The sequence below is a fragment of the Streptomyces sp. NPDC048606 genome (assembly GCF_040650855.1).
In the GTDB taxonomy this organism is placed as follows: domain Bacteria; phylum Actinomycetota; class Actinomycetes; order Streptomycetales; family Streptomycetaceae; genus Streptomyces.
This window is the reverse complement of the sequence record NZ_JBEZIB010000016.1, coordinates 65,688-80,910: the sequence shown is the minus strand read 5'-3', so window position 1 is coordinate 80,910 and position 15,223 is coordinate 65,688. Positions and strand designations below refer to the sequence as shown.

Below are 15,223 nucleotides of genomic sequence, written 5' to 3'. Positions count from 1 at the left end.
TCAGGGCGCGGTCGCGGCGGACGGGGGCCCGGACGTCACGTCCACCGGCTCGATCGGTCCCGAGGGCCCCGTGGTGCCGGGCGAGGGGCCGGGGGAGCCGGTGGAACCGGGGGAGGGCGTCCCGGGCGTCGGGGTCTCCTCCCGGCAGGTCATCGTGAACTCCAGCCACGGCGAGGCGACCCCCGCCGGCGAGCGCACCTCCAGCCGGACCGCGTCCCGCAGCGTCCCGCCCGCCCGGGCGCCCGGTTCGGTGTGCGCGACCTGACGGCTCCTCGGCCCGTCCGCCTCGTACGTGAGGCTCTGCCAGGGCGTCCGCGCGTCCGAGGTCGACGCCGTGCGCGTGATCCAGCGGTACTCCACCACGGCGGGCGTACGGTCCACCTCCACCGTCCCGGCGAAGGCCGGCGAGGAGGCCTCGGGCGCGGGGCAGGCGCCGTCGTAGGACCGGCGCAGGGCGTAGGCGTACGCGTATGCCCTCGGCGCGGGTCCCGAAGGCGAGGCCGAAGCGGACGACGAGGCCGACGGGGACGATCCCGAAGCGGGCGGGGAGGCGGCCGGGGGAGGCGCCGGGGCCGACGGCGACGGGCCCGTGCCGCCCCGGTCGTCCGTGTCGCCGGGGGTGTCCCGCAGCAACAGCCAGCCCAGCAGGACCACCGCCACCAGCAGCACCACGATCCCGACGGTCAGCACCCACCCGGCCGCCCCCTGCCGCTCCCCTTCCGCGAGTCCCGGCCCGGAGGCGGGAACCGGCACGGTCGGGGCGCCGTACGGACCCCCCGCGGCCGTCGCCGCACCCGCACCCGTGCCCGCACCCGCGCCCGCCGCACCCGCCCCGCCCGCGCCCGGCCCGTGCGCCAGGGGCACGGTGGGCCCCGACACGGGGCCGCCCGCATCCCGTACGGCCCCGCCGGCGCCGACGACGCGCAGCATCCGGGAGGCCTCCGCCGCGTCGAGCCGGGCCCCGGGGTCCTTGCGCAGCAGCCCCTCCAGCACCGGCGCCAGCGCTCCGGCACGGCGCGGCGGCGGCAACTCCCCCTCCACGACCGCCCGCAGGGTGGCGAGCGGCGTGTCCCGCCGGAACGGCGAGAACCCCTCGACGGCCGCGTACAGGGTCACCCCGAGCGACCACAGGTCCGACTCCGGCCCCGGATCGCGCCCCAACGCCCGCTCCGGAGCCATGAACTCGGGGGATCCGAGCAACTCCCCGGTCATCGTGAGCGGGGAGGAGCCCGCCAGGCCGGCGATCCCGAAGTCGCCCAGCACCACCCGCCCGTCGTTGGCGACCAGGACGTTCGCGGGCTTCACGTCCCGGTGCAGCACGCCCGACCCGTGCGCGGAGCGCAGCGCGGCGAGCACCTGCTCCCCGGTGTGCGCGGCCCGCCGCGGGTCCATCGGCCCCTCGGCCTCCAGCACCTCCGCCAGGGAGAGCCCGCGCACCAGCTCCATCACGATCCAGGGCCGGCCGTCCTCGCTCGCCACGTCGTAGACCGTGACCACGCCCCGGTGGGAGACCCGGGCCGCCGCCCACGCCTCGCGCTCCAGCCGACGGTAGGTGCGCTCCACCCCGGCCGCGTCCAGCCCGGCGGGCGCCCGGACCTCCTTGACGGCGACCTCCCGACCCAGCACCTCGTCCCGGGCCCGCCACACCACCCCCATGCCGCCCCGCCCCAGCGGACCCAGCAGCCTGTACCGGCCGGCCACGACACGCGCGGCGTCCGCGCCCTCGAATCCGTTCACGCGAACCCCCAAGCGTCACCGGGCGATCACTCCAAGTTAGCGCAGAGCGCGCCGGTCGGCCCCCGTCGTGACGACACTCTCCGGAACGCGCCCGAGCGACCCCCCAAGTCGCCGAAATGATGCGGAGAGTGACGGTCGACTCCAGTGAGTAATCGTCAACTACCCGTAACTACAGGGGTAATTCACACCACCGGGATACCCGAGTGTGACGCGGGGGCGATAGGGTTACCCTGCCCGGGCCGGGTGCCCTCGTACGGGTGGGGAGAGACATGGAACAGATAACAATGCGCAGCAGGCCGCCCCGCGTGCCTGCCATCACCTGCGGCAGCAGCGCGACCAGCTCGCGCCTCGACCGCCACCTCGCCGTGCTGGGCGGTCCCGCCGTCCCGCGCCACGAGGTCGCCGAGGCGACCCTGCTGATGCGTGAGCTCACCTCCCGCGACCACACGCACGTCCAGCGGAGCCGGAGCGCGCGCGTCGCGCTCTTCGCCCCGTTGCGCAGGCTGCGGCGCACGCTCTTCGGCAGCCGCCGCTCGTAACCGACCCGTCGCGGCCGGTCCCCGGTCGCCCCAGGCCCGTCCTTCGGCCCCGTGTCCCCTTCTCCCGGCTCTTCCCGGCGTCCGGTGGGGATCCCGTCCCGGGATCCCCCGACGCCCACCCGGCTCAGGCGATCACACCGTCCCGACGCAGTGCCTCGATCCGCGCGCCCGACATCCCCAGGGAGCGCAGCAGGGCGTCGGTGTGCTCACCGAGCGCCGGCACCGCGCCCATCCGCGGCTCCTCACCGCCCGGCAGCACGACCGGCGGGAGCAGCGCCCGCAACGGCCCCACCGGCGAATCCACCGTCCGCCAGCGCCCGCGCGCCTCCAACTGCGGGTGCGCGGCGAGCTGCGCCACCGAGTTCAGCCGCGCGCACGCGATCCCGGCCGCCTCCAACCGCTCGACCGCCTCGTCCGCGCCGAGCCGCCCCAACGCCCGCGCCACCACCGCGTCCGTCGCCTCGCGGCCCCGGGTGCGTGCCGCGTTCGTCGCGTACGCCGGATCCTCCGCCAGCTCGGGGCGGCCCAACACCTCCCGGGCCAGCCGCCGCCACTCCCGGTCGTTCTGCACCGACAGCAGCACCCGGTCCCCGTCGGCCGTCGCGTAGGCGTCGTAGGGGACGATCACCGCGTGCGCGAGACCGGTCCTCGGCGGCTGCTCCCCTCCGTGCACGGTGTGGTGCAACGGATGCCCCATCCACTCGGCGAGCGAGTCCAGCATGGAGACCTCCACCGGCCCGCCGCGCCCCGTCGTCGCCCGCCGCAACAGGGCGGCGAGCACCCCCGAGAAGGCGTACATGGCCGCCGCGATGTCGGCGGCCGGGATGCCCGCCTTCACGGGGCTCTCGGGGGTGCCGGTCACCGAGACCAGGCCCGCCTCGCACTGGACGAGCATGTCGTAGGCCCGCTTGTGGGCGTACGGGCCCTCGGCCCCGTACCCCGAGACGTCGACGGCGACCAGGCGCGGGTGGCGGGCGCACAGCGTGGCGGCGTCGAGGCCGAGCCGGGCGGCGGCCCCCTGGGCGAGGTTCTGGACGAACACGTCGGCCCCGTCGAGCAGCGCGTGCAGCGCGTCGAGGCCGCGCGGGTCCTTCAGGTCGAGCGCCAGGGACTCCTTGCCGCGGTTCGCCCAGACGAAGTGCGAGGCCAACCCGTGGGCGGCGGTGTCGTAGGCGCGCGCGAAATCACCGCCGTCGGGACGCTCGACCTTGATCACCCGGGCGCCGAGGTCGGCCAACTGCCGGGTGGCGAAGGGGGCGGAGACCGCCTGTTCGACGGAGACGACGGTGATCCCCTCCAGGGGCAGCGGTGCGGGCATCGGTTCCATGGCACCGATCACTACCGGCCGGGCGGCGGGCGCGTCAACGCCGGCCGGGGGAGGGCCCGCCACCCGGCCGGGGCGGCCCCGCCTCCCGGCCGTGACGTCGGCCTCAGCCCCGGTCTCAGCCCCGGTCTCAGCCCCGGCCGCGGGCGAAGCGGCGCGTGGCCAGGGGCGCGAACACCGCGATGAGCAGCAGCGACCACAGCAGCGCCCCGGCCACCGGATGCGCGACGGGCCAGGCGGCGCCCGCCTGGACCGCGCCGCCGGTGTTGCCGCACAGCTCCCGTACGGCGGTGGCCACCGCGCTGATCGGGTTCCACTCGGCGACGGCGCGCAGCCCCGACGGCAGCCCGGCGGTCGGCAGGTAGGCGCAGGAGAGCATCGGCAGGACGAAGGTGGCGCCGCCCAGCTGCCCGGCCGACTCCTCGTTCGGGACCGACAGCCCCAGGAAGGTGCCGACCCAGGCGGTGGCGAAGCGGAACAGCAGCAGCACCCCGAACGCCCCCAGCGCGCCGGGCAGTCCGTTCTCGATCCGCCATCCCATGGCGAGCCCGACGAGCATCAGCGGCACCATCGACACGGCCGTCGTCAGCAGGTCGGCGGCGATCTGCCCGAGCGGTACGGCGGCCCGGCTCATCGGCAGCGTGCGGAAACGGTCCGTCACCCCCCGGTGGGCGTCCTGCGCGGCGGTGAACAGGCCGGTCATCAGGCCGTTGGCGGCGGTCGCGGCGAGCAGTCCCGGCACCAGGAACTCGCGGTAGTCGGCGGCGGGCATGGCGAGCGCGCTGCCGAAGACGTAGCCGAAGAACAACAGCATCGTGATCGGCATGGTCTGGGTGAGGAGGGGCAGCGCCGGGGCGTGCCGGGCCTTCTGGAGCTGTCGGGTCAGGACGGCGCCGCCGTCCGCGAGCAGGGTGCTCATGCCGCGTCCTCCCGGTGGGTGGGGGTGGGGGTGGGGGTGGGCGTGCCGGCGGGCGGGGTCGTGCGGGTCGGGCCCGGCGCGGCGGCGCCGGTGAGGCGCAGGAACACCTCGTCGAGGGTGGGCGGGCGCAGGCTCGCGTCGGTCACGGGCACCCCGGCGGCGTCCAGCGCGCGGACCAGGCGGGGCAGCGTCAGCCCCGGGTCCGCCACGCTCACCCCGACGCCGAGCCGCTCCTCGTCGAGGGCGGGCGCGGCGCCGGTGAGCCGGTCGAGGACGGCGGCCGCGGCGGCGAGTTCCTCGGCCCGGGTGACGGTGACCCGGGCGTGCGAGCCGATCCGGGCCTTGAGCGCGGTGGGGCTGTCGGAGGCGACGGCCCGACCCCGGTCGACGACCACGACCTCGTCGGCGAGCCGGTCGGCCTCCTCCAGGTACTGGGTGGTGAGCAGCACGGTGGTGCCCTCGTCGGCCAGTTCCCGCACCGCCGTCCAGATGTGTTCGCGGGCCGCCGGGTCCAGACCGGTGGTGGGTTCGTCCAGGAACAGCACCCGGGGGTGGGCGATCAGTCCGGCGGCGAGGTCGAGGCGGCGGCGCATGCCGCCGGAGAGGGTGGACGCCGTCCGGTCGGCGGCCCCGGCGAGGCCGAAGCGCTCCAGCAGGCCGTCGGCCCGGTCCCGGCCGGGGCGGCCGCGCAGCCCGGCGAGGCGGGCGAACAGCCGGAGGTTCTCCCGGCCGGTCAGGTCCCCGTCGACGGAGGCGTACTGGCCGGTGACGCCGATGGCGCGGCGTACGGCGTCCGGGGCGCGGGTGACGTCGTGGCCCGCGACGAGCGCGCGGCCGGCCGTGGGCGTGGTGAGGGTGGTGAGGATCCGTACGGCGGTGGTCTTGCCGGCGCCGTTGGGCCCCAGCAGCCCGCACACGCTTCCCGCGGGCACCGCCAGGTCCAGCCCCCGCAGGGCGTGCACCGCGCCGTAGCGCTTCTCCAGACCTTCACTAAGTACAGCGTACGTAGTCGTCATGGGGCGCACCCTACCGCACTACGTACGGTGTACGTAACTAAGATGGTGCTCGCAGCGACCGGACGACAGCGACCGGCGACATCAGGTGAGGCGAGGTGAGGTGAGCGATGACCGCCGGAGGGCGCCCCGCTGAACCCGAGGTGATCTGGGCCCGGCCGCAACGGGCCGGCCGCGGGCCCAGGCCCGCGCACAGCCGCGAGTCCATCGCCGCCGAGGCGGTGCGGATCGCCGACGCGGAGGGGATCGACGCCGTCTCCATGCGGCGCGTGGCGGCCGGCATCGGCGCCGGGACGATGTCCCTGTACAACTACGTGCCGCGCAAGGATGACCTGTACGAGCTGATGGTCGACGCGGTCAGCGCCGAGTACGAACTGGCCCCGCCCACCGGGCGGTGGCGCGCCGACCTGCTCGGACTCGCCCGGCAGACGCGGTCGCTGATGCACCGCCACCCCTGGCTGCCCCGACTGCTCAGCCCCGTCCACGGCTTCAGCCCGCACGCCCTGCGCTACCTGGAGCACAGCCTGACCTGCCTGGCGCCGCTGGACGCGACGGGGGGCGAGAAGCTGGAGCTGATCGCCTCCGTCAACGGCATGGTGGCGACCTTCGTCGCCAACGAGCTGGCCCTCGCCGAGCGGTCCCGCGCACTGCCCTGGAGCGAGGACGCCGAGCAGGAGGCGCGGATGGGCTGGCTCGCCTCGCGGCTGGCGACGGGAGAGTACCCGGGACTCGCGGCGGCGCTCGCCGAGGGCGTCGCCGGCGCCGCCCCGGGGCTGGACATGGACCGGACCTTCGACCGCTCGGTGTCCCGCCTGTTGAACGCCTGGGACCCGACCCCGACGGCCTGAGCGGCGCGAACCGGCGCCGGATCGGGCCGGGGTCGGGTCGGCCCCGGGGCGGGCCACCGCCGCGCCGGGCCGCCCCTCGGGCGGGGGTGTCGGGCCCGGAGGGTCGGGTGCCACCGGACCGCCGGGGGCGCGCCGCGCGCCGCGCGGGCGGTGGCGGGACCGCGTCGCGGGGCCGCCCGGCGCGCGCGGTGCGGCTACAGCAGGGCGAACTGTCCGCCCGGGCCCTCCTCCTGGTGGTCCAGGACCGACGCGGGCCGCCGGCTCCAGCGCGGCGGCGGCAGCACCCCGGCCGCCGCCAGCCCGTCCCTCGGCAGCGGCGGCCCGGGGGTGAACGCGGCCCGCTCCGGAGCCAGGTCGCGGAGCAGCGCGAGGGTGGTGACCAGCGCCGTCAGCTCCGAGGTCCAGGCCTGCGGCCACTGCGCGGGCCCGAGGGCCTCCAACCCCGGCTCCGCGCCTTCCGGGGCCCGCCGGTGCGCGCTGCGCGCGGCCAGCCAGGACTCCAGCACCCGCACCCCCTGCACCTCGTACTCCCAGGCCCCCGCCGGGACGGGGGAGACGGTCCCGTCGCCGAGCGAGAGCGTCTCGGTCTCCGGGTCGTACGCGAGCTCCCGAGGCCATGCGGTGAGCGCCGAGCGGACGTAGGGCCGCCGCCCGCCCGGCAGCCGGGGCGGCTCCCCGCCGCGCGCCCCGCGCAGCTGGACGGTCAGCAGCCGGTGCCCCAACTCCAGCCCGGCCCGCCAACGCTCCGGATCGGCGGCGAGCGGTACCTCGTACCCCCGCGGCCCGGGGCGCCCGGCGGCGAGGATCCAGCACAGGACGTCCTCGGGGGTCACCCAGCCCCCGTACCGGGAACCCAGCAGGGGCAACAGGCCCGGCGCGAGGTTCGGCTCGGCCCCGCCCGGCCGGCGGTGCAGCGGGCGGATCCGTGCGGGGCGGCCCACCGGCAGGTGCGCGGTGACCAGCGGTTCCGGGGTCTCGACCAGGAACACCTGATGGCCGTCGCGCACCCGCCACAGCTCCGGGCGGGCGGAGTCGATCAGCCGCTGGTCGGGCAGCAGCCACTGCTCGTCGAAGGGGGCGCGCAGCACCCGTACGGGCTCGGGGAAGGGGCCCGGGTCGTCGGTGAACCGGGTCGTCGCCGAACGCTGCCCCGGCAGGGCGGCCGCGCCGGAGGTGGGCTTGCGGGACCGGCTCGGCCGGAACAGCCGCTCCCGTTCCGCCCCCTCGGCCGCGGTCAGCTTCGTCCAGCGGGCGCGCAGGGTGGCGGGATCGGGTGCCACGACCCAGTCCCGGCCCAGGCGCGGGCCGTCCACGGCCCAGGGCATCAGCTCGTCCAGCAGCGGTGCGTCAGCGCTCACCCGGCAGATGGTAGCGACGGGGCGCGGGGCCCGCCCCGGGGTCGGGCCGTGTCCCGGCCGAAGGGTTACGCTCCTTTTGTAGGGATCCGTGGCGGTGTGCTCCGCACCGCACCACGGACCTCACCCGCGCCGACGGAGCGCCGTCGGAGCACCGACGGAGGACCGACGGAGGAGCCGGCCATGAGCCAGTACGACGAATACTCGACGCCGTCGCAGGCCGAGGGCGAGCGGCTCGACGAGGACATGGACGACCAGCAGAGGAAGCAGACGCACCCCCAGACCATGCGCACCACGCCCTCCCAGGCCGAGGGCGAGCGCGGCGCGGAGGACGACGACGGCCGGTGAGACGACCCGGTGGTGACCGGCGACCGATGACGGGCGCCTGGTGACCGGCGACCGGTGACGGCGCGAGCGGGCGGGGCGGCGACGCAAGCGCTCCGCCGCCCTCCCGGTCAGGGCGCGTCGACCGTGACCGTGAAGGAGAAGCGGTCGCCGCGGTAGCGGATCCGGGCCACGTCGGCCACCCGCCCGTCCTCGTCGTAGGTCACGCCCGTGTAGTGCAGGATCGGGCTCAGCAACGGAACCTGGAGCAGCTCCGCCGTGACCGGGTCGGCGAGCCGCGCCTCGACCGTGTCCGTGATCCGGCTGATCCGCACCCCGACCACGTCCCGCAGCACCTTGGTCATCGGCCAGCGCTCCAGGTCGGCCAGGTCCACCGCCTCGGCGAACTCCGGGCGCACGGCGTTCTCCGCCCAGTTGGTCGGCTCGCCGCTCTGCCCGTCGTGGCGGAGCCTGCGGTACGTGACCACCTCGGCGATGTCCGGAAAGTGCTCCAGCAGCTCCCCGGACACCGGCGTCCGCTCGTGGCCCAGGATCGTCGTGCGCTCACCCGACTGCTGGGCCACGATCGCGTCCACGGAACCCAGCAACCGCACCGGCGAGCCGCGCCGCGCGCCCGGCTCGATGAAGGTCCCGCGCCGACGGTGCCGGCTGATGAGCCCCTCGCCCTCCAGCTCCTTGAGCGCCTGGCGCATCGTGAGCACGCTGACGCCGTAGTGCTCGGCCAGCTGCTCCTCGGTCGGCAGGCGCAGCGAGGCGTCCGGAGTGCGACCCAGTATCGAGGCGCGCAACGACTGGGACACCTGGTACCAGAGGGGTAGCTTCCGGTTCAGCACCAGGGAGTCGGGGGCGAAGGCGGTCACGGGTGGTTCTCCGTAGGCTGGCGGGGCTTCAGGCGGCGCGGTGGGTGCGCGCGCGGGCGCGCATGCGCATGTTAGGCGCGGAAGTGGCGTTCGAGACCCTGCCATACGTCGTCGTAACGCCGCTGGAGGTGATCCGCGCCGGCCGCCTGCGGGGTGGCGGTGATCGGCCAGCGCGTCTCGAACATGAAGGCCAGACCGTCGTCGATCTTCTGCGGCTTCAGCTCGGCGGCGCTCGCCCGGTCGAAGGTCTCCCGGTCGGGCCCGTGCGCGGACATCATGTTGTGCAGGGAGCCGCCGCCGGGCACGAACCCCTCGGCCTTCGCGTCGTAGGCCCCCTCGATCAGGCCCATGTACTCGCTCATCACGTTGCGGTGGAAGTACGGCGGACGGAAGGTGTCCTCGCCGACCAGCCAGCGCGGGGCGAAGACCACGAAGTCCACGCCCGCCAGCCCCGGGGTGTCCGAGGGCGAGGTCAGCACCGTGAAGATCGACGGGTCGGGGTGGTCGTAGCTGATCGACCCGATGACGTTGAAGCGCCGCAGGTCGTAGACGTACGGCGTGTGCGTGCCGTGCCAGGCGACGACGTCCAGCGGCGAGTGGTCGTAGGTCGCCGACCAGAGGTTGCCGCAGAACTTGTTGACCACCTCCGTCGGGCGCTCGCTGTCCTCGTACGCCGCGACGGGCGCCCGGAAGTCACGGGCGGCGGCCAGGCCGTTGGCGCCGATCGGGCCCAGGTTCGGCAGCTCGAAGGGCTGCCCGTAGTTCTCGCAGACGTAGCCGCGCGCGTCCGCGTCGAGGAGCTCCACGCGGAAGCGGACCCCGCGCGGGATCAACGCCACCTCGCCGGGACCGGCGCTCAGCAGACCCAGCTCGGTGCGCAGCAGCAGGCCGCCGCGCTCCGGGACGATCAGCAGCTCGCCGTCGGAGTCGCTGAACACTCGGTCGGTCATGGAGGCGTTGGCGGCGTAGAGGTGGATGGCCATGCCGGTGCGCTGCGTGACGTCGCCGTTGCCGCCGAGCGTCCACAGGCCGGCCAGGAAGTCGGTGCCGGGGGCCGGGTCCGGCAGCGGGTTCCAGCGCAGCCGGTTCGGGTCCGGGACGGCCTCGGTGAAGGGCGCGCTGCGCAGGGCGCCGTTGTCGACGCGGGTGAAGGCCGGGTGCGCGGCCGAGGGGCGGATCCGGTAGAGCCAGGAGCGCCGGTTGTGGGTGCGCGGCTCGGTGAAGGCGCTGCCGCTGAGCTGCTCGGCGTAGAGGCCGAGGGCGGCGCGCTGGGGCGAGTTGCGGCCGTGCGGGAGTGCGCCGGGCACCGCCTCCGAGCTGTGCTCGTTGCCGAAGCCGGTGAGGTACTCCAGCGCCTCCGCCGTCTTCCTGGCCTGCTCACTCATGGGCTGCTCCCGCTCCGTAGAAGGAATCCTATGGCCGACAGTAGGATTCCGAGGCCCCCACGTCAACGCCGGCCCGCGCGCGGAAGCCGGCCTGAGGCTGACCGGAGGTGGCCCGGAGGCCGCCTGGAAGCTGCGCGGAAAGTGCGCGGACGGTGTGCGGAAGCGCGCGGAAGGTCGGCCGCGCGGATTCGCGCGCGAGGGGCTCACAAAAGATGAACATTGCTCTACTCTCACGCGCATGTCGTGGACCCGCAGGTTCCCTGCCGTGCCGGAGGCGCTCCTCGCCGCCCTCCTCGCCCTCCTGTCCCTCCTCGCCGCCGCGCCCGCCGCCCGCGCGCACGAGGAGCGCCCCGTCGCCCTTCCCGACGGCACCGGCTCCGTACCGGCCTACCGCGCGACCGAGCCCGACCTCATCGTCTGCAAGACCGACCGGCCCGCGTTCGAACGCCGCGTCTCCGCCTTCCCCGAGGACCTCCGCCGACGCAACCTCGACCTCTACGAACGCTGCGAGAGGAACGGCTACCGCCACCTCCAGCAGGCCGTGGACGCCGTCGACCGACCCGGCATGAACATCGCCGTCCTCCCCGGCCTCTACGAGGAGGAGCCCTCCCTCCCCAAGCCGACGGGGGAGTGCGCCGCCCTCAAGGCCCCCGACTCCTCGCTCGGCTACCAGATCCTGTCCTGGGAACAACAGGTCGCCTGCCCCCACAACCAGAACCTCGTCGCGATCCTCGGCAAGACGAACCTCCAGATCGAGGGCACCGGCGCCTCACGACTCGACGTCGTCATCGACGCCAAGTACCAGAAGCTGAACGCCCTGCGCGCCGACCGCTCCAACGGCGTCTACTTCCGCAACTTCACCGCGCAGCGGACCACCTTCAACTCGCTGTACGTCCTCGCGGGCGACGGCTTCGTCATCGACGACGTCCTGACCCGCTGGAACGACGAGTACGGCTTCCTGACCTTCGCCAGCGACCACGGCCTCTACAAGAACTGCGAGTCCTACGGCAACGGCGACTCCGGCATCTACCCCGGCAGCGCCTCGAACATCAACGACGGGCGCGGGTACGACGTGCCCCGCTACTCCATCGAGATCACCGGCTGCCGCAGCCACCACAACATGGTCGGCTACTCCGGCACGGCGGGCGACTCGGTGTGGGTCCACGACAACGAGTTCGACCAGAACATGGGCGGCGCCTCCATGGACAGCGCCTTCCCCGGCCACCCCGGACTCCCGCAGAACCACGCCCGGTTCGAGCGGAACCTGATCCACGACAACAACCAGGACTACTACCGCTTCGTCGCCGACGGCACCTGCGCCAAGCCGCCCGCCGAACGCGGCTACGAACAGGGCGTCGTCTGCCCCCAGATCTCCATGCCGCCCGGCACCGGCATCATCACCGCCGGCGGCAACTGGAACCTCTACGAGGACAACTGGGTCTACGGGCACCGGCGCGCGGGCTTCTACCTCAGCGCGGTACCCGCCTTCATCCGGGGCGAGGAGAGCTGGTCCAAGCAGGCCGACACCTCGCACCACAACCGGTACGCAGGCAACGTCCTCGGCAAGGACCGCTCGGGCGCCCCGCGCCCCAACGGCGCCGACGTCTGGTGGGACGGCCAGGGCAAGGGCAACTGCTGGCAGGACGGGCCCGCCGGCTCCTCGCCCGGCACCCTGCCGCAGTGCGGGAAGGAACGCGGCCAGGTCAGCGGGGCCTCCGCCCGCCTGGTCGGCGAACCCGTCAAACTCACCCAACTGCTCGTCTGCGCCGACTACAACGTGCAGGCGCGCAGGCTCCCGGCCGGGTGCGACTGGTACGGGGCGCGCGGCCTGGAGCGCGTCGAGACGCAGCTGGCGCTGGCCGTGGCCGCGGTGCTCGCCCTGGTCGGCGGGGTCCTGTGGTGGCGCCGGCTGCGGCATTCGCGCCTGGGCACCGCGGCCTGCCTCCTGGGCCTCGGCGGACTGGCCCTGGAGGTGGCCGGCTCCACCACCTCCCTGATGAACACCCCCGTCCCGGCCCTGGCCCTGCTGCTGCTCGGGCTGTGGTGGACGGGCGCCGGGATCGCCCTGCGGCCGCGACGCCCCTGGTTCGCCCGACTCACCCTGCTGCTGGGCGCGTTGACCCTGCTCGACGCCTTCGACAAGGCCGTCCTGATGATCCCCTGGATCCCGCTGAGCCCCGCCTGGATACGCGCCCTGGTCGCGGTCGCGTGGGTGCTGTGGGCGGTCGTCGCCGCGGCCCGCCCGGACGCGGGCGCCCCGGCCCGCACCACCGACCCGGCCGACCCCCCGCCCCCCGCCCGAACCCCCGTTCCGGCCGCCGGCCCCGCCCGCCCGGGCCCGACCGCATGACCCCCCGCCCGGCCCTTCCCCGCCCCGCCCCCGCCGCTCCGCCCCTGGGCCCCGCCCCGGCCGGCGGCGCGTCCCGGCCCGACCCCGGAGGCCCGCAGTGACCCTCCCCGCGCAGGACCGTGCCCCGTGCGACCCAGGCCGGCCCGCCCCCGCCCCCCTCTCCTCCCGCGGGCCGCGTCCGCCGCGCGGGCCCGCCCGTACGGCCGCCCTGGTGGCGCTGCTCCTGCTGCTCACCGGCGGGGCCGTCGCCGGCTGCGGGGGGCGCGCCACCACCCACCACAAGCCCGGCACCACCCACGAGCAGGCCTCCGGCGCCGTGGGCACCCTGCTGGACGCGCGGGACGGCAGCGGCCACCGCCTGCGCGAGGTGGCCGCCGAGAACGCGCCCCGGGTGACGCTCACCGCCCGTCCGGACTCCGAGGACGGATGGAACCTCCACCTGGCCGTCACGCGCTTCGCCTTCACCCCCGACAGCGTCGGCGGCGCCGCCCTCCCGGGCGCGGGCCACGCCCACCTGGAGCTCGACGGTCGCAAGCTGGCCCGGCTGTACGGCCCCTGGCACCACCTCCCGGCGGCGCAGGTACCCGAGGGCGCGCACACCCTGACCGTCCGCCTCTACGCGGACGACCACACCGCCTGGGCGGTGGCCGGCAAGCCGGTCGAGGCGTCCGTCGGGCTGACCGCGGGCCCCCCGGGCCAACCCGCCCACAGCCATCCCGCCGAACCCCCGACCGGCACCCCGACCGGAACCGAGGCCGGGACCGAGTCCGGGACCGCGGCGCCGCAGCCCGCGGACCGCACCGTCACCATCGCCGTCCGGGACGGCAAGGTGGTCCCCGCCCCCAGCCGCACCGAGGTCAAGCGCGGCGAGCGGATCGCCCTGCGCGTCACCAGCGACCGCGCCGACACCCTGCACGTCCACGGCTACGACAGGGAACTCGCCCTCCCCGCGGGCCGGGAGGCCACCCTGCTCCTGACCGCCGACCGCACGGGCCTCTTCGAGGTGGAGACCCACGACTCCGACCTCGTCCTGACCCAACTCCTCGTCCGATGAACCCCTTCCCGGCACTGGCGCTGTTCCCGGCACTGACGCCCCACGCCGCCGCCCCCGCCTCCGCGTTCGCCCCCGTGCCCGGGGCGGGCCCGGGGCCCGGCCGGGGCGCGGTCCTCCACCCGGCCGACCCGTCGACCCTCCTCGCGCACGGGATCGGATCCCAACACGACCTGCCGATCTCCCCCTTCTACGCCTTCGCCGGAGCCTTCGCCGCGCTGTTCGTCTCCTTCCTGGCCCTCGGCCTGCTCTGGTCCGCCTCCCGTTTCCGCGGCGACCGCTCCGGACTTCCCCTGCCCGCCGGGATCCAGCGGGTGGCCGACGCGCCGGCCACCCGCACCACCCTGCGCGGACTGGGTCTCGCCGCAGCCCTCGCCGTCCTCGCCCACCTCCTCCTCGGCCCCGACGATCCGGCCCGCAACCCCGCACCCGGCGCCGTCTACGTCCTGCTGTGGGTCGGACTCGTACCCGCCTCCCTCCTCCTCGGCCCCGTCTGGCGCCTCCTCAACCCCCTGCGCACCCTGCACCGCCTCCTCGCCCGCGTCCGCCGCCGCCCGCCCGGGGCCGGCCGCCCGCTGCCGCCCCGAACGGGCCTGTGGCCCGCCGCCGCGGGCCTGTTCGGCTTCACCTGGCTCGAACTGGTCGCTCCCGATCCCGCGTCCACCACCACCCTCCTGATCGCACTCGCCTGCTACGCCGCCGTCCACCTGCTGCTCGCCGCCCGCTTCGGCGAGGGCTGGTTCGCCGTGGCCGACGCCTTCGAGGTCTACTCCGACCTCCTGGCCTCGCTCTCCCCCCTCGGCCGCCGCGACGACGGCCGCCTCGTCCTGCGCAACCCCTTCCACGGACTCGACGCGACGCCCGAGCGGCCCGGACTCGTCGCCACCGTCTGCGTCCTCCTCGGCTCCACCGCCTACGACGGCTTCTCCGACAACCCCTCCTGGATCAACGCCCTCCAGACCTCCCCCCTCGGCCGCACCCCCACGGCCACCCTCGGACTGCTCGCTTCCGTCGCCCTCGTCGCCACCCTGTACTGCCTGTGCGCCGCGGCCACCCGCCTCGTCAGCGGGCCGCACCCCCGCCCGCTGACGGCCTTCGCGCACTCACTCGTGCCGATCGCGCTCGGCTATCTCGTCGCCCATTACTTCTCCCTCTTCGTCACCGAAGGGCCACGTACGGTAAGCATGGCATTCGGCACTGACAACGGCTCCGAGCCCGGTTCCCCCTTGGGTTCCGGCGGCTTGGCCGCCCTCCAGGTGATCGCCGTCGTCAGCGGACACGTACTCGGAGTGATCGCCGCGCACGACCGCTCCGTGCGCCTGTTCCCTCCCGCCCGGGCCGTCGCCGGCCAGCTCCCGCTGTTCGCGCTGATGATCACCTACACGGTCGGCGGGCTCACCCTCCTGCTGAACTGAGTCCCGGCGCCCCGCCCGCCCCCGCGCCGGCGGGCCGGGGGCCCCGAACCCGCGGGCCCCGAATCCGCGGGCCGCGCCCCTC

General features: G+C 75.3%; 13 protein-coding genes. 6 read left to right on the top strand and 7 right to left on the bottom strand.

All coding sequences use genetic code 11. The features are described from left to right. Positions 1 to 1,737, bottom strand: a complete 1,737-nt coding sequence (locus tag AB0D01_RS19015; protein WP_363056614.1) for a serine/threonine-protein kinase — start codon at positions 1,735 to 1,737, stop codon at positions 1 to 3. Between the two features lie 269 nt (positions 1,738 to 2,006). Between AB0D01_RS19015 and AB0D01_RS19010 the strand changes: the two genes are divergently transcribed. After that, on the top strand, positions 2,007 to 2,276 hold the full coding sequence (locus AB0D01_RS19010; RefSeq protein WP_249765348.1) for a hypothetical protein: 270 nt from the start codon (positions 2,007 to 2,009) through the stop codon (positions 2,274 to 2,276). Positions 2,277 to 2,400: 124 nt separating this feature from the next. On the opposite strand, the gene AB0D01_RS19005 is transcribed toward AB0D01_RS19010, so the two are convergent. The 3 genes from AB0D01_RS19005 to AB0D01_RS18995 all read right to left on the bottom strand — a co-directional run bounded on the left by AB0D01_RS19005 (position 2,401) and on the right by AB0D01_RS18995 (position 5,535). Then, positions 2,401 to 3,594, bottom strand: a complete 1,194-nt coding sequence (locus AB0D01_RS19005) for a CaiB/BaiF CoA-transferase family protein (RefSeq protein ID WP_363056612.1) — start codon at positions 3,592 to 3,594, stop codon at positions 2,401 to 2,403. Between the two features lie 136 nt (positions 3,595 to 3,730). Beyond that, positions 3,731 to 4,519 carry an ABC transporter permease gene (locus AB0D01_RS19000; protein ID WP_363056610.1) on the bottom strand — a complete coding sequence of 263 codons (789 nt, stop codon included), beginning with the start codon at positions 4,517 to 4,519 and terminating at the stop codon, positions 3,731 to 3,733. Beyond that, on the bottom strand, positions 4,516 to 5,535 hold the full coding sequence (locus tag AB0D01_RS18995; RefSeq protein ID WP_363056608.1) for an ATP-binding cassette domain-containing protein: 1,020 nt from the start codon (positions 5,533 to 5,535) through the stop codon (positions 4,516 to 4,518). Before AB0D01_RS18995 ends, AB0D01_RS19000 begins: the two co-directional genes overlap by 4 nt. A gap of 107 nt (positions 5,536 to 5,642) precedes the next feature. Here AB0D01_RS18995 and AB0D01_RS18990 point away from each other — a divergent pair, with 107 nt between their 5' ends. Next, entirely contained in the window at positions 5,643 to 6,380 is a 738-nt protein-coding gene (locus tag AB0D01_RS18990; RefSeq protein WP_363056606.1) for a TetR/AcrR family transcriptional regulator, read from the top strand. A gap of 194 nt (positions 6,381 to 6,574) precedes the next feature. On the opposite strand, the gene AB0D01_RS18985 is transcribed toward AB0D01_RS18990, so the two are convergent. Next, complete coding sequence (locus AB0D01_RS18985; RefSeq protein ID WP_363056744.1) at positions 6,575 to 7,705, bottom strand: type ISP restriction/modification enzyme; 1,131 nt, start codon at positions 7,703 to 7,705, stop codon at positions 6,575 to 6,577. A 213-nt stretch (positions 7,706 to 7,918) separates the two neighbouring features. On the opposite strand from AB0D01_RS18985, the gene AB0D01_RS18980 reads away from it, so the two are divergent. Then, positions 7,919 to 8,083, top strand: a complete 165-nt coding sequence (locus tag AB0D01_RS18980; RefSeq protein WP_363056604.1) for a hypothetical protein — start codon at positions 7,919 to 7,921, stop codon at positions 8,081 to 8,083. Between the two features lie 107 nt (positions 8,084 to 8,190). Here the strand turns inward: AB0D01_RS18980 and AB0D01_RS18975 are convergent, their stop codons facing one another. Together AB0D01_RS18975 and hmgA are read right to left on the bottom strand one after the other, a co-directional pair. After that, entirely contained in the window at positions 8,191 to 8,940 is a 750-nt protein-coding gene (locus AB0D01_RS18975; protein ID WP_363056602.1) for a GntR family transcriptional regulator, read from the bottom strand. A 71-nt stretch (positions 8,941 to 9,011) separates the two neighbouring features. Beyond that, positions 9,012 to 10,325, bottom strand: a complete 1,314-nt coding sequence (hmgA, locus tag AB0D01_RS18970; RefSeq protein WP_363056600.1) for a homogentisate 1,2-dioxygenase — start codon at positions 10,323 to 10,325, stop codon at positions 9,012 to 9,014. Between the two features lie 238 nt (positions 10,326 to 10,563). Here hmgA and AB0D01_RS18965 point away from each other — a divergent pair, with 238 nt between their 5' ends. The 3 genes from AB0D01_RS18965 to AB0D01_RS18955 all read left to right on the top strand — a co-directional run bounded on the left by AB0D01_RS18965 (position 10,564) and on the right by AB0D01_RS18955 (position 15,141). Then, a complete protein-coding gene (locus tag AB0D01_RS18965) occupies positions 10,564 to 12,675 on the top strand; it encodes a right-handed parallel beta-helix repeat-containing protein (RefSeq protein WP_363056598.1) in 2,112 nt (703 codons plus the stop codon). Between the two features lie 208 nt (positions 12,676 to 12,883). Then, positions 12,884 to 13,729, top strand: coding sequence for a hypothetical protein (locus tag AB0D01_RS18960; RefSeq protein WP_363056742.1), 846 nt, complete (start codon positions 12,884 to 12,886; stop codon positions 13,727 to 13,729). After that, positions 13,726 to 15,141, top strand: coding sequence for a hypothetical protein (locus tag AB0D01_RS18955; RefSeq protein ID WP_363056596.1), 1,416 nt, complete (start codon positions 13,726 to 13,728; stop codon positions 15,139 to 15,141). Before AB0D01_RS18960 ends, AB0D01_RS18955 begins: the two co-directional genes overlap by 4 nt. The last annotated feature ends 82 nt before the right edge of the window (positions 15,142 to 15,223 follow it).